Origin of the sequence: Lepagella muris, from assembly GCF_004793975.1 — a bacterium.
Lineage (GTDB): Bacteria > Bacteroidota > Bacteroidia > Bacteroidales > Muribaculaceae > Lepagella > Lepagella muris.
Map to the genome: position 1 here is coordinate 1 of NZ_SRYB01000030.1, position 20,662 is coordinate 20,662.

General features: G+C 35.3%; 18 protein-coding genes and 1 pseudogene. All 19 read left to right on the forward strand.

What is annotated here, in order from left to right:
- Positions 1 to 258: 258 nt before the first annotated feature.
- The gene (locus E5331_RS15890; protein WP_123484089.1) at positions 259 to 756 is read left to right on the forward strand and encodes a hypothetical protein; all 498 of its coding nucleotides are present in this window, start codon (positions 259 to 261) and stop codon (positions 754 to 756) included.
- Positions 757 to 917: 161 nt separating this feature from the next.
- A complete protein-coding gene (locus tag E5331_RS15895; protein WP_123484088.1) occupies positions 918 to 1,424 on the forward strand; it encodes a hypothetical protein in 507 nt (168 codons plus the stop codon).
- A 381-nt stretch (positions 1,425 to 1,805) separates the two neighbouring features.
- Positions 1,806 to 3,755 (forward strand): ABC-F family ATP-binding cassette domain-containing protein, encoded by a 1,950-nt coding sequence (locus E5331_RS15900; protein ID WP_123484087.1) that lies wholly within the window; start codon positions 1,806 to 1,808, stop codon positions 3,753 to 3,755.
- A 21-nt stretch (positions 3,756 to 3,776) separates the two neighbouring features.
- A complete protein-coding gene (locus tag E5331_RS15905) occupies positions 3,777 to 5,807 on the forward strand; it encodes a M13 family metallopeptidase (RefSeq protein ID WP_123484086.1) in 2,031 nt (676 codons plus the stop codon).
- Positions 5,808 to 5,829: 22 nt separating this feature from the next.
- Positions 5,830 to 6,576 (forward strand): shikimate dehydrogenase family protein, encoded by a 747-nt coding sequence (locus E5331_RS15910; RefSeq protein ID WP_123484116.1) that lies wholly within the window; start codon positions 5,830 to 5,832, stop codon positions 6,574 to 6,576.
- A complete protein-coding gene (locus tag E5331_RS15915) occupies positions 6,576 to 8,570 on the forward strand; it encodes a ComEC/Rec2 family competence protein (RefSeq protein WP_123484085.1) in 1,995 nt (664 codons plus the stop codon). The genes E5331_RS15910 and E5331_RS15915 overlap by 1 nt, the downstream gene beginning before the upstream one ends.
- A 186-nt stretch (positions 8,571 to 8,756) precedes the next feature.
- Positions 8,757 to 9,836, forward strand: coding sequence for a leucine-rich repeat domain-containing protein (locus E5331_RS15920; protein WP_123484084.1), 1,080 nt, complete (start codon positions 8,757 to 8,759; stop codon positions 9,834 to 9,836).
- A 386-nt stretch (positions 9,837 to 10,222) separates the two neighbouring features.
- The gene (locus E5331_RS15925) at positions 10,223 to 11,089 is read left to right on the forward strand and encodes an ATPase (protein ID WP_123484083.1); all 867 of its coding nucleotides are present in this window, start codon (positions 10,223 to 10,225) and stop codon (positions 11,087 to 11,089) included.
- Entirely contained in the window at positions 11,082 to 11,747 is a 666-nt protein-coding gene (locus tag E5331_RS15930; RefSeq protein WP_123484082.1) for a GDSL-type esterase/lipase family protein, read from the forward strand. Before E5331_RS15925 ends, E5331_RS15930 begins: the two co-directional genes overlap by 8 nt.
- A gap of 32 nt (positions 11,748 to 11,779) precedes the next feature.
- Entirely contained in the window at positions 11,780 to 12,682 is a 903-nt protein-coding gene (locus E5331_RS15935) for a DUF5106 domain-containing protein (RefSeq protein ID WP_123484081.1), read from the forward strand.
- Between the two features lie 41 nt (positions 12,683 to 12,723).
- On the forward strand, positions 12,724 to 13,233 hold the full coding sequence (locus tag E5331_RS15940) for a DoxX family protein (protein ID WP_123484080.1): 510 nt from the start codon (positions 12,724 to 12,726) through the stop codon (positions 13,231 to 13,233).
- Positions 13,230 to 14,303: pseudogene (gene mnmA, locus E5331_RS15945) on the forward strand (tRNA 2-thiouridine(34) synthase MnmA); the annotation flags it as partial. The gene E5331_RS15940 and the pseudogene mnmA, both read left to right, overlap by 4 nt.
- An 85-nt stretch (positions 14,304 to 14,388) precedes the next feature.
- On the forward strand, positions 14,389 to 14,985 hold the full coding sequence (locus E5331_RS15950) for a bifunctional nuclease family protein (protein ID WP_123484115.1): 597 nt from the start codon (positions 14,389 to 14,391) through the stop codon (positions 14,983 to 14,985).
- Positions 14,982 to 15,479 carry an arginine repressor gene (locus E5331_RS15955; protein WP_123484078.1) on the forward strand — a complete coding sequence of 166 codons (498 nt, stop codon included), beginning with the start codon at positions 14,982 to 14,984 and terminating at the stop codon, positions 15,477 to 15,479. Before E5331_RS15950 ends, E5331_RS15955 begins: the two co-directional genes overlap by 4 nt.
- Before the next feature lie 10 nt (positions 15,480 to 15,489).
- Positions 15,490 to 16,452, forward strand: coding sequence for a hypothetical protein (locus tag E5331_RS15960; RefSeq protein ID WP_168355272.1), 963 nt, complete (start codon positions 15,490 to 15,492; stop codon positions 16,450 to 16,452).
- 75 nt (positions 16,453 to 16,527) lie between these two features.
- Positions 16,528 to 16,851 (forward strand): single-stranded DNA-binding protein, encoded by a 324-nt coding sequence (locus E5331_RS15965; RefSeq protein WP_123484076.1) that lies wholly within the window; start codon positions 16,528 to 16,530, stop codon positions 16,849 to 16,851.
- Between the two features lie 147 nt (positions 16,852 to 16,998).
- The gene (gene speA, locus E5331_RS15970) at positions 16,999 to 18,897 is read left to right on the forward strand and encodes a biosynthetic arginine decarboxylase (protein WP_123484075.1); all 1,899 of its coding nucleotides are present in this window, start codon (positions 16,999 to 17,001) and stop codon (positions 18,895 to 18,897) included.
- A gap of 4 nt (positions 18,898 to 18,901) precedes the next feature.
- Positions 18,902 to 19,675, forward strand: coding sequence for a tRNA pseudouridine(38-40) synthase TruA (gene truA, locus E5331_RS15975; RefSeq protein WP_123484114.1), 774 nt, complete (start codon positions 18,902 to 18,904; stop codon positions 19,673 to 19,675).
- 54 nt (positions 19,676 to 19,729) lie between these two features.
- Positions 19,730 to 20,659 carry a DMT family transporter gene (locus E5331_RS15980; protein WP_123484113.1) on the forward strand — a complete coding sequence of 310 codons (930 nt, stop codon included), beginning with the start codon at positions 19,730 to 19,732 and terminating at the stop codon, positions 20,657 to 20,659.
- Positions 20,660 to 20,662 lie beyond the last annotated feature (3 nt).

The following is a 20,662-nucleotide window of genomic DNA, read 5'->3' on the forward strand; positions in this document are numbered from 1 at the left end:
CATCTACAAGAAAGACGTCTATTGCAATTGCAATAGACGTCTTTCTTGTAGATGCCGGATCTATTCAGTATGGATATTTCGAGTTGTTGTTTTATATGCAATGAAGTCAAAATAAGTTTAAACAACTTCAATTGCCACTTCAATATGTTAATGTTAAATTTTTAGGCCGATATTGATATTTAATGATTTTTAGTGAACTTATCTATTTATTATGATGTTTTAAAGTCATAATAAATATAATGCTAAAAATCAATAGTTATGAAAAAGTTATTACTTTCCATTATTGCAGTAGTTGCGGTTGTTTTTTCCGGTTCTGCACAAATTACTTTGAAAGATGCCTACACATCTTTGGTAAATAATCCCGGTATGATTGAGAAAGCTGTGGGCACGATTCAATTGGCTCCTGGGATTTCCATCACGGATCTTCAAAGTGTCACTTGCAATACTTCTCGTTATGCGCAGGAATTCATTTACACTTATGAGAGTTTACCGGTGGTTAATCAGATTATAGGCGCAAATAATCAGAAAGAAATGGTTTGTGCTTTTACAGAGCCCTCTGATAATGGCGTATACAACGTGTTGTTTATTGTTGGGGCAAAGCAAGGTCCTTTTGTAGCGGCATACGGACAGACTTCTGCTGATGGTATAGAGGCAATCCGTAATAGTGATGTCAGTTTGGCTGGAGATAATTTGATTATGGCGGTCTCTCCTACTATTGATATTGTTCAATTCATTTGTATGGATATAAATGATTGATTAAAATTAGGTTGTTCTAAGTTTGATATAAAGTCAGATAAAGACTCCCCCATCTTAAGAAAAGTGTAGAGTTATATTTTATAGACCACTAATTTGGTTTTAGGTAAGCCATATTGCAAATGTGTGTCATTTATTATTAATGTGCTAAATTAAAAAAAGCTATGAAAAAATTATTTATATCAATCTTTGTAATATCGATTACAAATCTTTTAGGATATGCTGATACAACTCTTTCCGAGGCCTATGATGCAATCTCTTCTTTGTCAGGTATGTCTGAGAAGAGTGTTTCAAAGGTTAGCCTTTCCTCAGATGTTGCTATCACGAATCTAAAGTCTGCAACAGTCAACTCAAGTGTGTCTGACGTTGAGAAATATAGAGATAATATAATCTATACGTTAGAGAATCTTCCTGTACGTAATATGGTTATCGGAGCTAATAATATGCGGAATATCGCAACAGTATATTCATCTCCGTCTGGAAATGGGAATTACAATGTTTTGATTGTGACCGGGAATACTCAATCTGGACAATTTTCCGTATCTTATGGTCAGACTTCTAAGAAGGGGGTTGATTCGATACGTAATACTCAATTGACTATGGATGGCTTTGAGATCGTACTTGTTCCTGAAGAGGATTCAAATCTTAATAACTATGTCACGATGAAATAAAACCGTCTCTCTAAAATAAAAAATTTTTATAAAAGTAAGGCATCCCGATTTTTATCGGGGTGTCTTATTTTGTACATAATATTGTAGGTTGACGATATAAAAAGTTTTGTACTCTTATAATTTTTTGTTAACTTTGGAATAATTATGAATGAAGACTACCCTACCCTATCTCTTGCTTGTGTTTGCTATTGGATTAGATATTGGTAAAACATTGACATCTTTAGTGGATATTGATAGGGAATCTTCAAAAAATAAGATGTATGATTATATTCCATAGATTTTGTAGAGATAAGTTCCTATTGAGGATTAAATACTACAGGTTAAATTTAATCGTTGGAATAATAAAAATATTAAACTTCAAAATTAGTACAGAATTGCATCATGATTTCCATTAATAACTTAAATGTGGAATTTTCTGCGAAACCTCTATTTTCAGATGTTTCGTTTGTAATTAATCCTTGTGATAAAATTGCACTTGTTGGCAAAAATGGAGCTGGAAAATCAACAATGCTTAAGATCCTGTATGGTTTGCAATCTCCTACATCAGGAAGTATCTCAAAACCCAATGATGTTACTGTAGGTTATTTGCCGCAGCAAATGAAGTTATCGGATGACACATCAATCATAGAGGAAACTCGCAAGGCTTTCAAGGGAAGATCTGATATGGAGGATGAGTTGAAAGTTTTAAATCAACGCCTTCTTGAATTTGCAGATTTTGAAAGTGATGAATATTACAAATTGCTGGATCGTATCCAGACGGTTTCAGATAGGTTGAATGTCGATGATATAAATAATGTTGATGCAGAAATAGAAAAGACGTTGATCGGATTAGGATTTGTCAGGAGTGACTTTAATCGTCCGACAAGTGAATTTTCCGGAGGGTGGAGGATGCGTGTGGAACTTGCAAAGATTTTGTTGCAACGACCAGATGTCTTGCTTCTGGATGAGCCTACCAATCACCTTGACATAGAATCAATCCAATGGTTGGAGCAATTTTTGCAGACAAAAGCTAAGGCTGTTGTATTGGTTAGTCATGATCGCGCTTTCCTTGACAATGTGACAAAACGGACAATAGAAATATCTTGTGGTAAAATCTATGATTATAAGGTAAGCTATTCTATGTTTGTGAAAATGCGTCAGGAGCGTATTGCCCAGCAGTTAAGAGCTTATGAGAATCAGCAAAAACAAATAGCTGATATAACTGCATTTATCGAACGTTTCCGTTATCAGGCTACTAAGGCAATTCAAGTTCAAAGTCGTATAAAGCAATTGGAAAAGATAGTCCCTATAGAAGTGGATGAGGTGGATAATTCTAGACTCAGATTAAAATTTCCACCGGCAGCGAGGTCTGGAGATTTCCCTTTGATAGTGGAGAATCTTGGTAAGATGTATGGAAATCATGTAGTCTTTCAAAATGCAGAATTCACAATAAAACGGGGGGAAAAGGTTGCATTTGTTGGGAAAAATGGTGAGGGAAAATCCACATTGGTAAAATGTATAATGGGAGAGATTCCTTTTTCTGGTCATCTTAAATTAGGTCACAATGTTAAGATTGGGTATTTTGCTCAAAATCAGGCTCAGATGCTTGATGAATCAATATCAGTATTTGACACGATAGACAATGTCGCTACGGGCGATATTCGTACTAAAATCAGAGACATATTGGGAGCATTCATGTTTGGAGGTGAAAATTCCGAGAAAAAGGTTAAGGTATTATCCGGTGGAGAGAAGACACGTCTTGCCATGATTAAGCTTTTGCTTGAGCCCGTGAATTTCCTAATTCTCGATGAGCCGACGAATCATTTAGACATGCGGACTAAAGATATACTTAAAGATGCCATTAAAGATTTTGATGGTACTGTCATAGTTGTCAGTCATGATAGGGAATTTCTTGATGGACTTGTTGATAAGGTATATGAATTTGGCGGAGGCAAGGTCAAAGAGAATATCGGAGGTATCTATGATTTCTTAAAAAGAAAGAATCTTTCAAGTTTGAATGAACTTGAGAAATCTGTAAAAACGCAGAATAATGATGAATTAAGAAAAATAGATTCATCTGAATCAACAAGTAAGAATCTTTCTTATACTGAGCAGAAAGAGAGAGAGAAGATTCTTAAACGTGCAGAGAAATCTGTTAAATTAGCAGAAGATAATGTTTGCCGTCTTGAAGAAGAACAGGCAAAGTTGGAGAGTAAGTTATCATCCGGTCAAAGTGATAGTGAGTTATTGAAGGCATACTCTGAAATTATAAAAAAACTTGAGGAGGCTATGTCTGAATGGGAAAATGCTCAAGAGAACTTTGAGTCATTATCAAAGAATGCCGGGAAGTGAAAATCTAATAATGGAAATGATATGATTAGTGAAAATAAAATAGAAAGAATCTGTAATAATGATAAGGAACCTGGTGCTCTTTTATCAAATGATCGGCATGGTATTGATAGATCAAATCTCGATACTTCGGTAGATCCAAGAGATAACTTTTTTTTATATGCTTGCGGCGGATGGATGAAAAATCATCCTCTTACATCTGAATATTCTCGTTTTGGAACATTTGATTTATTGAGGGAGAAGGCTCGTGAACAGCTGAAGGAACTTGTCACTATGTTGTCATTGGATCCGGAAAGCAAGATACAAGGAACAGATGCGCAAAAAGTATGTGATTTATATTGTATGGGTATGGATGTATCTCGTCTTAATAAAGAGGGTGCTTCTCCGGTCATGCCATTTATTCAGAAAATACAAGATTTCTCTAAAGATGAATTTATACGAGTTTTGGCATGGCTTCATAATGGCATTACCGGTTCCTTCTTTACAACGGGAGTAGGGGCTGATCCGATAGATTCAGATAAAAATATAATGCATATAGGGGAAGTCGGATTAGGGCTTGGCGATAGGGATTTCTATCTTGAAAGAAGCGAAACTAATGATAAGATTCTCTCTGCGTATGAGAAATACGTGAAACGAATGGTTGAGCTTATTGGTTATGATAAAGATTCTCAACAACGAGTATGGGATAATGTGATTTCTATTGAGACTGAGTTTGCAAGGTATAAAATGACTCGCGAAGAAAGACGTAATCCGCAATTACGTTATAATTTATATTCTATAGATAAGATAGTTGCAGATTTTGACAATATTGATTGGAATACATATTTTTCAGAAATAGGTATAGAAAATATTTGCGAGGCAAATATAATATCAGTCGGATATCTTAAGTTTTTAAATAAATACTTACCTACATTGTCATTGCAGCAGATTAAGGATTACTTGGTATTTGAATGTGTTTCCGACTCATCCGGGGTCTTGAGTGATGAATTTCATGATGCTAATTTTGAAATGTTTGGGAAGATAATGTCTGGGAAAGAGGAACCGGAACCAAGATGGAAAAGGGCAATGACAATACCTAATTCTATGCTTGGAGAAGCTGTTGGGCGTCTTTATGTGAGCAAATTCTTTCCAAAAGATAATAAGGATTATATGCTTAGACTTGTAAAGAACCTACAGGATTCTTTGGGTAAGCATATTCGGAAACTAACATGGCTGTCAGAAGACTCTAAAAATAAAGCTTTGGATAAATTGTCAACGTTCAAAATAAAAATAGGCTATCCGGATAAGTGGAAAGATTATTCCGATATTGATATTGATCCCCAAAGAAGTTATCTTGAGAATGTATATCTTGCCTCCAAATGGTATACTCAAGATAATTATAAGAAGCTATATAAACCAGTAGATAAGGAGGAATGGCACATGACGCCTCAGACTGTAAATGCATACTATAATCCCACGACTAATGAGATATGTTTTCCGGCGGGTATCTTGCAGCCTCCGTATTTCGACGTATCTGCTGATGATGCAATAAATTACGGAGGAATTGGAGTCGTAATCGGACATGAAATGACACATGGCTTTGACGATCAAGGTAGGCAATTTGATAAAAATGGAAATTTAAAGAATTGGTGGAGTGATAAAGATATTGAGCGTTTTAATGAAGTTTCAGATCGCCTTGTAAAGCAATTTGATGCAGTAGAGGTGGCTCCAGGAGTTTTTGCAAATGGTAGATTTACATTAGGGGAAAATATTGCAGATCAAGGTGGACTTTGTGTTGCACTTACTGCGTATTTAGATTATGCAAATGGTAAATTTGCACCCGATATAGATGGGTTTACTCCCCTTCAACGTTTCTATCTTGCGTATGCTAATGTTTGGGCTGGAAATATCAGGCCGGAAGAGATTATTGTTAGAACTAAAACAGATCCTCATTCATTAGGAGAGAATCGAGTAAATGTCACGTTGGGTAATATCTCTCAATTTCTGGACGCATTCAATATTCGGAAGGGTGACAAGATGTTTCGTGCAGAGAAAGATAGAGCAATTATTTGGTAATTTTAATTATTATAATTTATTCATTAATATGTACGGTCTAATCGGTAATCCTTTAGGACATTCCTTTTCTGCAAAATTCTTTAATGAAAAATTTCGCAAAGAGGGTATTGAAGAATCATATAATTTGTTTCCATTACCTGACATTTTATGTGTCAACGAAATGTTGAGGGAAAATAAAGAATTAAAGGGATTTAATGTAACCATTCCATATAAGGAACAGATAATTCCTTTACTTGATTCCATTTCGAAAGAAGCTGCAGAAATTGGTGCTGTTAATGTTGTAAGGGTGGATAATTATGAGGGAAAGCAATGGTTGTCTGGATTTAATACTGATGTTATTGGGTTCAGGGAATCCATAAGACCTTTATTGCGCCCTGAAATGAAGAAAGCTTTAGTGCTTGGTACGGGAGGTGCATCTCGTTCAGTCGTTTATGCTTTGTCAAATATGGGAATTAGGGTTACTTTGGTATCGAGAGCTAAGAATGAGAATACTATTACTTATTCAGAATTGACGAAAGATATCATTGAATCAAACCTTATAATTGTAAATACGACACCCCTTGGGATGTGGCCAGAAATAGACAGATGTCCGGATATTCCTTATCAATTTATTACAGATAGACACGTATGTTATGATTTGGTGTATAATCCGGAAGAAACCCAGTTTTTGATTAAATCAAAAGAGAAAGGAGCTGTCATCAAAAATGGTATTGAGATGCTCCATTTGCAAGCGCTGGCGGCTTGGGATATTTGGCAAGATAAAGGGTAATGTCATTGCTGATACCTCTTATAGCGACTATTGTCGGTATTTTATGTGGCGAGTACTTGAATGGTCCAATCTACGGATTCATTCCAGTAGTCGCTGCATTATGTACGTATATATTATTGTTAAGAAAGATTCATATACCGGTTATTGCTCTAAAACTTAATAGATTTCATTCAATATGGATTTTTCTACTCTTTCTTGGATTGGGATTATTTTCATCATGGTATCATTCTGTTGATAGTTATAACAATAAATTCATTCACGGCATAGAGGGAGGAACCGGAGAGGTGACAGACGTCAATTCTTATGCCTCGCAAGATCGTATAAAAGTAAAGGTATCAAATCTTGTTGATAATACTGGTAAAATCACAACTTGTAGAAACTTCAAAGTTATTTTGAATACCAATGGTTTCTCTACAAAAAAGGGTGACGTATTATTATTTAAGTGTAAGTTCTCCCCTATTGTTGATAATCAAAATTATCGTGATAGAGGATACGCTGCCAGAATGCAACGAATGGGTTATCATTATACATCAATTGTAGATCCGGATAATCTCAAGATCAAGAGATTTAATGGCTCGTTGTTTTCAAAATCTTCTTTGTGGAGAGATCGAATCGAGATAGCTCTTGAGAAAAGCTCTCTTGAACGTTCTACGGTAGATTTCTTGATAGCTTTCTTACTGGGGGATAAATCATTTATTCATTCAGATATAAAGGAGGCATTTTCAAATTCAGGAGTTGCTCACGTGCTTGCACTAAGCGGAATGCATGTAGCTATCATAATGGGTATTTTGTTAGTGTTGCTTTTCCCTCTATCCTTATTAGGTTGGTATGTTCCTCGATATTGGGTTGCTGTTGTTGGAATATGGTTATATGCTTTTTTTACAGGTCTGGCTCCATCTACAGTCAGAGCATGTATAATGGCAACATTTGTAGTGTTATCAATGACAGTACAGCGAAAAAGGAATGCCGGAAATGCACTTCTTGCAGCATGTTTGGTCATCTTACTTATGGATCCATCTGCCGTATATGATGTGGGTCTGCAATTAAGTTTTTTAAGTGTTGCATCAATATTGCTCTTTGTGTCCCAACTAAATCCAATCAATCGACACTTACATCCAAGATTACATCTAATTACTTCGTCTATCCTTGTATCCCTTGTCGCAACATTGAGTACATGGGTTCTGGTTTCATATTATTTCAAAAGAATCCCAATTCTTTTTCTACCGGCAAATCTGTTGATTTTACCATTGCTGCCCGCATATATGTCTGTGGCATTAGCTTATACTGTATTGCTTATTATCGGTTATGATGTCGATGCTTTATCTTGGATACTTAATCATGGCTATGAATTATTTATTATGATAATTGATAATTTATCTTGTCATGGAAATTATACATTAGATTTTAGGGCGACATTGCCCATGGTGTTGTTATGGATAATTGGAGTCCTTGTTTTAGGATATGCGCTTAATCGACAAAAGAAATTTATTGCCATAGTTGTATCTGTGTTGATGTTTGTAGGGTCAATAGTAATTACTCCGTTCCTAACATCTCCACAAAAGGATACAATCTTATTCCAGAAAAAATATAGAGAGATATCTATGATGCTTTATCAAGGGGAAAGTGAGACCAGATCATGTTTCCCACGAAATTCAATCAGTAGGCTCAAGAGAAGGAATTCTGAGATATTATCGATAGATTGCAGCAACATAACAGATAGCTTATCAAATTCGTTGCTTAGAGAAAAGAATATCTATCGGTATGGGAATTATATAGTGAATGGAAATCAAAGAAAGAGATACCTACTTTTAAGCTCAGGATTTGAAAAAATGAATCTTAAAGATATTCCTGGAATAGAAAATTTTGATAAAATAATTCTTCATTCATCTTTTAAAAAGAAAAAAGAACAATTGCTTATTAAAGAAGCAAAGGAACTTGGACTTAAGACACTTCATAGCTTACGTATGGACGGTCCTCTTGAGATAGAAATGTAACAGGTTCTCAGATATGAAGATATGTACAGATAGGATTATTATTACTTTCAAGATTATATGGCTGCTCTTAAATTTTTTTGAAATTTGATTAAAAAAATCACTAAAAATTAAACTATATTAATTGAGAGGTGTTTTATAGATAAACAAACAAAATTTCTCTAAATCTAAATCTTAAATTATCGAGTTATGAAAAAAACAGTTTTATTTTTGGCCGCAGTGATGTCGCTTTCATGCGCATGGAGCCAGAATCTCTCAAAAAGTGAATCAAAAAGCCTTCAGGCTTTTATCAGTCAGCCGTCAGCAAAAGGCGGTAATAACGGAGAAGCCCTTGGTTTCCAGGGAGGTAATGTCGCAAATATTCCTGGAATCACAGTAAGTAACGGTCATGTTACAGACATCAAATGGGATGGTAAGGATCTTGGCGGCAGTCTTGATTTGTCTGCTTTCCCTGCACTCCAGAAAGTAGATATCAGCAATAATAAGATTAAGAATCTTAGCGTTGCCGGTGCCCCTTCCTTGGTAGAACTCAATGCTTCTAAAAACAGGATTTCTGAAATCTCTCTTCAGGGTTGTGATCAGCTTCAGACACTACGTCTTAATCGTAACAGACTTTCGGAGATTGATCTCTCAGGCACTCCATTCCTCAAGAAGCTCAATGTATCATCCAACCAGATTGCCGATTTGAATGTCAGCAATGCAGTGAACCTTACTTATCTTAACTGCATGAGCAATCGTCTTGAAGAGCTCTCAGTAGATGGATGCCCTGCCCTTCGTACCCTCTATGCTGGTTACAATGATTTGTCAGGCATCACCCTCTCGGGATTGGTGAAACTTGAGAATCTTAATTTGCAGGGTAATAAGATTCAGAAGCTGTATGTTCAGGAACTCCCCTCTTTGGTAACACTCGCTTGCAATGATAACCACATGCAGGAACTTGTTATCAATGGATGTAAGGCTTTGAACGACGTGTTCGCACCCTACAATGATTTGACAACGTTCACAGTTACTGGTACTCCTACTCTTGGTTTTGTAAATCTTGAATGGAATGATCTTACTTATGTAGATCTTAGTAACCTTTCATTTCTTCAGAGAGTTAACCTAAGCAATAATCAACTTCAGACTCTTGATGTAAGTTTTGACCAAATGTTGACTCATCTAAATATTAGTTACAATGTAAATCTTACAGATCTTCGTACAATTGGTGATACCCAGCTTCGTCAGATCGTAGGAGAATGGTCAAATTTCAACGAACCGGAAAACTTCTGATAAATTCCGGATTGCAAATAGTATAACCGCCGAGCCGGAAAGGTGGTTTGATTAGAGAAAATGTGAAGGCACCCCCAAAAAGGGTGCCTTTTCAATTTGTATACTTATAAATTTATTATTAATTTTGTGTATTCTTTGGATATACATGAATACGTTTAAAATTTATTGCCTAATACTTAATATATGCAATATTAGATGAGATATTCAGGTGATATCTAAGGAATATTTGAATTATAATCTGAAAAATTGGTTCAAATATAAATTAAGATTGGGTTAAGCTGTAGAACTTGTATAAAATATTTGTTTTGCATCATTCAATCAGACTCTTTCTAATGAAGCTTAGATAACTTCAATATATTAAATTTTCTCAAAGATATCATTTGCAGATGAAATCTATATTAATAGCGGATGCTGGCTCTACTAAAATAGAATGGACTCTGATTAACTTCAGAGGTGAGATTCTGTGTTCATTTATTACAGTAGGGTTAAACGCACTATTAGCTAATCGTCAAGATATGGATAATATTTTCAATGATGTAAAAGAGATGTTTCTTAATACGCAAGTAATTGATAATATATATTATTACGGTGCAGGTTGTGCAACATTAGAGATCTGTAATAAAATTGAGATGTCTCTTAGATATTGTTGGAAAGATGCAGAAATCTTTGTTGGATCTGATTTGTTGGCGGCGGCACGTTCGCTTTTCGGACAAGATGAAGGGGTGGCATGTATATTAGGAACCGGGTCTAATTCTTGTCTTTATAATGGGGAAAAGATTGTAGATCATATTCCTTCCTTGGGCTATATTTTGGGTGATGAGGGAAGTGGCGCAGCTTTAGGCAAACGTTTGCTTGGAGATATCTTAAAAAAGCAGCTTCCCGGAAAAATAATAACAGATTTCATGGTGGAATATAAAGAATCCTTACCTCATGTCTTGGATACTGTTTATCGAAAGGTCTCCCCTAATAGATATTTGGCATCCTTTGTACCATTTCTTCATAAGAATTTATGGTGTCATGAGGTATATTCCCTTGTATTAGTGGAATTTATTGCATTTTTTAAGCGAAACGTTGTTATGTATGAGGTTTCGAATAATGTAGATATTAGATTTACGGGATCTGTGGCTTTTCATTTTGAAAAAATATTAAAAGAAGCAGCACTTGCTGTTGGCTGCAAAGTAACAGAAGTGACAGAAAAACCGATGCAAGGGCTTGTTGGGTATCATTCTCTAAAAATGTCAGGATATGAATAGGTTCAAAATATTTTGGTCAATCTTTGTTCTTGGAATCTGTTTGAGTCCCAATATATCGTATGCTCAGAAACGAAGTGAGTATTGGCATCAGAGAGTATCTCATTTTGAAAAACTTGGTGTTAAATCGTCTGACATAGTATTTATTGGTAATTCAATTACAGATGGATGCGAATTATCGGAGTTGTTTGATAATCCAAACATTAAGAACAGGGGCATCAATTCAGATGATATCTGTGGAATAACGGAACGTATTGGCTCTGTTTTAGAAGGTAGACCCTCTAAAATATTCCTTCTTATAGGTATTAATGATATTTCACATGATTTATCCTTATCTGAAATGACAGAAATGTATGAATCATTAGTAGCGAAGATAAAGGATAGATCTCCGGAAACTCAATTATATATATTATCTGTAATGCCTGTAAATAATGATTTTAATAGGTATAAAAGACTTATAGGGAAAGAAAAAGTCATCAGTCAATTAAATAATAATCTGAAACAAATCTCAGAGAGGTATAAGATCGATTATATTGATTTATGGGATGCTCTGATTATTCCCGGAACTAATAAATTGAATTCCAAATACACCAATGATGGCTTACATCTAATTGGGGAAGGATATGAAATATGGAGAGATTGTATTAAGCCTTTTATTTAACTTAAGTTGTTAATTTATAATTAAAATAAAAAATGAAAATATTCAATAGACTCATATTGTATTCAATGATTTCATTCTCAGCATTGACCATTGATACATTCGCACAGGATATAATAGAGATTCAACCGTTGTTTGAATATCCATCCGCTCCGGAAGAATTAGCTACGCTTGAAGAGAAATCAGATTATCTTGTAGAGCATTTTTGGGATTCAATGGATTTTAAATCAAAAAGCACGGTTGATCAAAATGCTCTGAATGATGCATTTAAGGTATTTTCTGTGCCGTTAAGGTGGGCTAATAGAGATAAGGCAATTGCTGCTACAAATAAGTTATTACAGACAATTTCTAAAAATCCAACATTGTTGCTCCAATTTACTAAGGCTGCTGAAGAAACAATATATGGACCTCGCGCGGAAGTATGGGTTGATGAAGTTTATCTGAAATTTCTTAATACTTTAGTAAGCAATAAAAAGATTCCGGCGCAAAGAAAAAAGAAATACGAGGATCAATTAAAAGTATTAAGTAATGCCCTTGTTGGGAATGTTGCGCCGGAGTTTAAATTCGAAGGATTGGATGGCAGGGAAGCAACATACTTTCCAATGACAACTGTCACCATTATAATATTTGGAGATCCGCGAGACACTGATTGGCGTATTTCTCGATTGAGAATGGAATCGAATGCAGCTTTGACGGATGCACTGGATAAAGGCAAGATAAATATATTGTATATATTACCCAATAAATTGGATAATTGGAAGAATGAGGTGTCTGGCTATTCTTCCAAATGGACAGTTGGATGTGGTGATAAATTGAATGAAATTTATGATATGCGTGCCACTCCCTCTGTATATCTCATAGGAAGTGATGGTAAAATATTACTAAAGAACACTACTTTGAACATGGCTGTAAACAAAGCATTTGAACAACTTAAATAATAGTTTGTCTTTTTTCAAGGTATGATATAAATCAAATAGATATGAGAAAGTTTAATCTATCTAAGCTTATAAAAAGAACCTATTTCAGATTCACGGGCTACTCCTATACTAATTTAGGAAGATTGTTCTTGCGTCTGTTTGTAGGTATTATGCTCATGCAATTCGGTATCCGTCAGATTTTAAATTTTGAGGATATGCGTTATTGTTTCCCTTCCGTCTTTTTCATGGGTTCGGAATTGTCGTTACTGGTTATGATAGCAATTGAACTATTTTGCTCATTGTTTATCATGATTGGGTTTCTTACAAGATTTATGATTATTCCTCCATTTATCGCAATGATTGTTGCAGAACATTATTTATTGTCTGATTATGTAGGAGATGCATCATATTTGCTTGATTGGCAGCAACAGGGATACTTGCCAATTATGTTTCTTGGTATTTATTTCTTTCTGATGCTTGTTGGACCGGGAAAGATTTCCATTGACTATTTTCTTTCTCTGCATATCATTCATAACGAAAATAAAAGCGAAGGAGAACTTGAAGAGGTATGAAAATTGCTGTTCTTATTTCCGGAGGAGTCGATAGTGCTGTTGTCGTGCACAAGCTTTATTCAGAAGGACATGACCTTCATCTATTCTATATCCGTATAGGGATGGATAAGGGAGAGGGAGATTGTTCTGCTGAAGAAGATATTGAGATGTGCTCATTAATTGCAAAAAAGTACTCATTGCCTTTTGAGATTGTGTCATTACATGAGGAATATTGGCAATATGTCATGTCTTATGTCTTACAAACGGTGAAATCTGGATTGACTCCACATCCAGATATGATGTGTAATAAAATCATAAAGTTTGGTTTTTTTGAAGAACGTTGGGGTAAGAATTTCGATAAGACAGCCACTGGACATTATGCTTCAGTGAGAGAAGTTGATGGTAAATTATATTTGGCTACTGCCAAAGATCCGATAAAAGATCAGACAGATTTTCTTGCACAGATTTCGTATGATCAATTGTCGCATATAATGTTCCCTCTTGGGAATATGGATAAATCAGAAGTGAGAGATCTTGCAAGACAGGTATCCCTTCCAAATGCTCTTAGGAAAGATTCTCAAGGAATCTGTTTCCTCGGTAAGATTGATTATTCTGATTTTATTGCACGTCATCTCGGTGAAAAAAAAGGACCTGTAATCGAAATTGAAACGGGGAAAAAAATTGGAAGTCATCGGGGCTATTGGTTCTATACAATCGGACAAAGGAAAGGATTGGGATTAAGTGGAGGTCCATGGTTTGTAGTTGGAAAGAATATTAAGGATAACGTTATATTTGTATCTAATGGATATGACACCAGGCTACAGTATGGAAGAATAATCTCTCTTGCAGAACCAAATTGGATTAGTGGCTCTCCGTTCGTCGTCTCTAATAAATCAGAGGAACAGGAAGTAAGTGTCGTCATATCATTTAAGACTCGTCATTCCCCGGAGTTTTATACCGGAATGTTAGTGATGTCTAATGATGGGAATATTAAAATCGTGTCTGATGTTGATGTTCAGGGGATTGCTCCAGGACAATTCGCAGTAATTTATTCTAAGGATAAAATTTTGTGTTATGGCTCTGCGATGATTATCCCGAATGTAAAGAAAAGACGCCATCATCATTATAAAGGAAAAAATAATTTGGAAACTTCTAATAATGACTAATTCAATTTAAATGGAAAAAAGATATAAACTTGAATTGGTGGGCATAACTTATAATCAAATACAGTCCGGAGTATATGCTTTGATATTACAGCAGGTAGGAGCTACCCGACGGATTCCAATTATAATTGGATTTCCTGAAGCTCAAGCAATTGAGTGTAAACTACAAGAAGTTTCAACTCCTCGTCCTTTGACACATGATACATTCGTGGCGGCAATGTCTGCTTTTGGAATTTCTCTTAAAGAGGTTGAAATCAGAAAACTTCCTAATGGTGTCTTTGCGGCTAATCTTATACTATCGGATGGTATAATTGAGAAAACAGTTGATTCTCGTTCATCAGACGCTATAGCGATTGCAATAAGAGTTGGAGCTCCGATATATACTACAGAGACTGTGCTTCTTGAAGCAGGTTTCGATCCAGAAGAGCAGGCAGAAATGAAGGATGAAAATGATATTCATGGACTCAAATCAATCATGTCATTATCAAGCATGACTATGGCTCAATTGTCAGAAGCTATGCTGAAAGCATCAGAGATAGAGAATTATGAAGAAGCTGCCAGAATAAAAAATGAGATAGAGAAAAGAAACAAACAAAACATGAAGCAATGAAAAACAGACGTAAGAGAATCGATCTGATTATTGATCTTATAAGAAATCAATGTATCGGTAGTCAAGAAGAATTGGCTGATTGTTTGGCAGAAAGAGGACATAATGTGACACAGGCAACTTTGTCACGCGATTTAAAAATGCTTAGAACTACAAAGGTGCCTACAGATAGAGGCACCTATATGTATGTTTTGCCGGAAAGTGATTCATTGAAAGATAAAATACTATCTTTTGGACAGGCTCCCCCACGAGCAAATTATCAAAGTGGATTCTTATCGTTGCATTTTTCTGGTAATTTAATTGTAATAAAGACCAGAATCGGTTATGCTGCCGGATTGGCTTATGACATAGATATGAGAAATATGGATGAGATTCTTGGTACGATTCCTGGAAGTGACACTATCCTTGTAGTTATGCGTGAAGATGTGGTTCGTCAGAGGGCTGCTGAGATATTTGCAGGGATTCTTGGTGTTGGGATTAACGATATTCAGTCTTGATTTAAAATATATGATTAAAGTTGGAATTATTGGAGCTGATAAACCTGATGCTGGCGAATTGCTCCGTCTTTTAATTAATCATCCGGAAGTGGAAATTGAATCATTGTATTCTCCAGCATTTGCCGGACGTCAGATAAGCACATGTCATCATGGGTTTATTGGAGAAAGGATGTTGATATTTACTGATAGAATAGATATATCAAAAGTTGATGCTGTATTTGTGGTTGATGATTCTCAATTGGGACGCACTCTGATTGAAAATGTAGAGTTAAATGATAAATTGTGTATTATAGATTTATCTCCGAATAGAATGGATAAATTCTTTAATAATAGTTTAGAATATGGTCTCTCTGAAATAAATAGGAAACCACTTGTGAGAGGTGCTCGTATGGCATCAATACCATCAACAGTTGCATCTTTAACTTTGATCTCGCTTTATCCGTTAGTGGCAAATTCAATACTATCGGATGAGTTAAATATTGTTGTTAATGCACCTGAGGAATTTATCGGTGGAATTGATGTGGAAAAGACAATAAATGAAATCGAAAAAGTTTTAAGAAATATCAATGGGCAATTTAATAGTAAAATATCAATGAGATTAAATGCGGAAGGTAACGGTCGTACTATGCGGGTTATCGTAGACATGTCTTGTCCTCTTGCTATTTCAGAAATAGATACAATCTATAATTCAATTTACGATGATCATAATTTTACGTTTACTTCTTTATCAAAAGTTGGAAAGGAGGAGGTAGAAGGCACACAGAAATGTATTATTTCAATATGTAAACCTGGAGCCGGTCTTGTAGAAATTGATACTATTGGAGATTGCTATATGAGAGGAGGTGCCGGTGATGCGGTACATGTGCTTAATTTACTGTTTGCTCTACATGAAAAAGTTGGATTATGTCTGAAACCTTCAGCTTTTAGACGATATGATGAGAGCTCTTTGCGACAAACCTCATGGTTCGCATAAGCCAATGATTGGTTTCCCAATTGGGAAAATGATTGAATCTTTAAGAGAGATAAATTTGTTAATAATTCAACGATTATGTCTGTAAATAAAGTTATATTACTTGGATATGTAGGTAGCGATCCAGAGTTGCGTTATCCTGAAAAAGATAGGGCAATTGCGTATTTATCGTTAGCTACAAATGAATTACGAGGAAATACACGTACAGAGGTGACAGAATGGCACTATCTGGTATTTGGTGGGCAGAATGCAACGCTTGTAGAGCGTTATGTAAGGAAAGGTACACAACTATATGTGGAAGGCTATCTTAGAAGTAGAGAATATGAAGATAGAATGAAAATTGTCCGCAGACGTACAGAGATAATTGTGGATAAATTTGAAATACTTGGCAGAAAAATATGAATATTATTTTGCTTTATTGCCTTAGATTTTATATCTTTGGTAGTGAAGTTTAAATAAAAAGTTTAGTAAGGATTAAATTCAATGTTTTAAAGGATATTAATTCTTAACTAAGTAGATATCAAGATAATACATATTATAAGTTTTGAAATGAGAAAGTGGCGTATTGAGGATTCGGCAGAAGCCTATAACATAACCGGTTGGGGTCTCAGATATTTCTCGATTAATGAGAAAGGTCATGTTCAGGTGACTCCTAAGGAAGGTTGCGCATCAGTGGATCTGAAGGATGTGATTGATGAGCTTAGAATAAGAGATGTCTCTCCTCCGGTATTGTTGAGATTTCCAGATATTTTGGACAATAGGATACTGAAAATATCTTCCTGTTTTAAGAAGGCAGCAGAAGAATATCAGTATAAGGGGGTAAATTATATTGTTTATCCTATCAAGGTGAATCAGATGTGTCAGGTAGTTGAAGAAATAGTGAGTCATGGCAATAAGTATAATATTGGACTTGAAGCTGGTTCAAAACCGGAACTCCATGCTGTCTTGGCTGTTAACACTCATTCCAACTCTCTTATAGTTTGTAATGGCTATAAGGATGAGGATTATGTGGAACTCGCTCTCTTGGCACAAAAGATGGGACGTCGGGTGTATCTCGTTGTCGAAAAGCTGAATGAACTCAAATTGATCGCTGATGTTGCAGCCCGATTGAATATAATACCAAATATAGGCATACGTATCAAATTGTCTTCCTCTGGGAGTGGAAAATGGGAAGAGTCAGGCGGAGATGTAAGCAAGTTCGGTCTTAATTCCTCTGAATTATTGGATGCCCTTTCATTTTTGGAAAAGAATAACTTGAAAGAATCTTTAAAGTTAATTCATTTCCATATTGGCAGTCAAATCACAAAAATTAGACGAATAAAAAATGCATTGAGAGAGGCTATGCAGTTTTATGTGCAATTGTCTAAGATGCAATTTAATATACAATTCGTTGATATTGGCGGTGGTCTTGGAGTGGATTATGATGGCACACGATCTTCATTTGGAGAAAATTCAATGAATTATTCGATACAAGAGTATGTAAATGACTCAGTATCAGCATTGGTGGATGTCTGTGTAAAGAATAATTTACCCCAACCGAATATTATTACAGAAAGTGGAAGATCCCTCACTGCACATCATTCTGTTCTTATTATAGAGGTGCTTGAGACAACTCAGTTGCCTTTGTGGAATGATAATGAAGAGATTGATGCAGATGCTCATGAATTGACAAGAGAACTTTACAACATCTGGGATAGAATAAATCCTACCACAATGTTTGAGGATTGGCATGATGCTCTTCAGATTAGAGAAGAGGCTCTTGAACTTTTCAGTTTAGGTATGCTTGATCTTAGGACACGTGCGCAGATTGAAAAATTATTCTGGTCGGTTGCTCGGGATGTGAATGATCTTACACGTTCAATGAAACATCCTCCTGAAGAGTTGAAGAAAGTTGACAAGATGCTTCCTGAAAAGTATTTTTGTAATTTCTCATTGTTCCAAAGCTTACCAGACTCATGGGCTATTGATCAGGTATTTCCGATAATGCCTATTTCTAGATTGGATGAGAAACCCACTCGTCGTTGTACAATTCAGGATATTACTTGTGATTCTGATGGAAAGATAAATCGTTTTGTTTCTCCACAAGGTATGTCATATTCTCTTCCGATTCATCCGTTGAAGTCGAATGAACATTATTATATTGGAGTATTTCTTGTAGGTGCATATCAAGAGATATTGGGAGATCTTCATAATCTTTTTGGAGATACAAGTGCTGTGCATATCACCGTGAATAAGAATGGATATGATATTGAGCAGATAATTGATGGTGAGCCGGTTGCGGATGTGCTTGATTATGTGGAGTATAATCCTAAAAAATTGGTTCGTAATCTTGAGACGTGGGTGACTCGTTCAATGAAACAAGGTATAATCACTCCAGAAGAAGGACGGCAATTTCTAAATAATTATAAGTCCGGATTGTATGGAATAACTTATCTTGAAAGAGATTGACATCATGAGATATTTTATTAAATTATCATATAACGGAGAAAAATTCCATGGATGGCAATTTCAACCGAATGATATAAGTGTTCAGCAGATAATTGAGGAGGCGTTGTCAATAGTGACACGCCTCTCAATTGAAATTGTAGGAGCAGGTAGAACAGATGCTGGAGTCCATGCTCGAGAAATGTATGCACATTTTGACTTGCCTACTCCAATTCAGAATAAGGACAAAGTTCTTCTTTCTTTAAATCGTATAGTTGGTAAGGATATCTCTATTTATGATATTATTCCAATGCATGACAATGCCCATGCTCGTTTTGATGCAATAGAAAGAACTTATAAGTATTTTGTCTCATATTCAAAATCACCATTCATGTATCCATATTGTTGGCAAACAAATTATGATCTTGATATTGATAAAATGAATGAAGCTGCTGCAGTTTTATTAGAAACAAATGATTTTACCTCATTTGCAAAATTGCATTCAGACACCAAGACAAATATTTGTGACGTCAGAGAGGCATATTGGGAGAGAATCCAAAGTAATGATACAAATTTTATATCAAATTTCATCGATGATGGTTTGGTATTCACTATATCCGCTGACAGATTCTTAAGAAATATGGTAAGAGCAATTGTCGGTACTCTTATTGAAGTTGGAAGAAATAAGATATCAATAGAAGATTTCAAGAATATAATTGAGAGTAAGAATAGATCTTCAGCAGGCACTTCTATGCCCGGTGAGGCATTATTCTTATGGAAAATAAAATATCCGTATATATAATGGTTAATTTGTTGGATATTAATTGATTGTATATAACTTATTTTATTTGGTATGATCAATTCTAAAGTCAAAGGATATACTATTGGAGCAATTGCTGCTGCAAGTTATGGGTTGAATCCTATGTTTGCATTACCTTTATATCAAGAGGGGATGACACCTGATTCAGTCTTATTCTTCAGATATATGTTGGCTATTCCTATTATGGGAATATTACTTGCCTATAGGAGAGGTCTAAAAGAATTTGAGATCAGAAAGAAAGAGTGCTTCCAATTTTTTGGAATTGGAGTTCTAATGGCATTGTCATCTCTATTTTTATTCTTGAGTTATACCTATATGGATGTTGGAATAGCATCTACCCTACTCTTCATATATCCGATAATGGTCGCAGTGATGATGGCAATAGGATTTTATGAAAAGTTATCATTGTCTACGGGGATATGTATGGTATTGGCTTTGTGTGGTATATTTCTATTACATAAGAATGAAGATGGAAATACTATAAGTTTATTTGGAACAGTCTTGGTAATGTTATCATCTCTTACGTATGCTATTTATATTGTATATGTAAATCAATCTGGGTTGAAGAATATCTCAACATTAAAAGTGACATTTTACATGTTGTGTTTTGGATTGTCTGTATTTATAGTTAAAATTTTAGTTACCAATACATTCACTATGCCCGTCTCATTTTTTGGATGGGTATGTATTTTAGGATTGTCAGTTTTCCCTACGGCAGTGTCATTTTTATGTACCACTTCTGCTATTCACTATATAGGTGCTACTCCAACAGCTATATTAGGAGCTCTTGAGCCGGTGACTGCAGTTGCTATCGGTGTATCCTTATTTGGAGAAGTGTTGACCACTAGAATCGTAATAGGTATATTATTGATATTATTTGCAGTTTCAGTTGTTGTTTATGATGGGAAATCCTCTGGTATGCTTATTAAAATTAGAAAACTTTTTCCAATTAACATAAAAAAATAATTA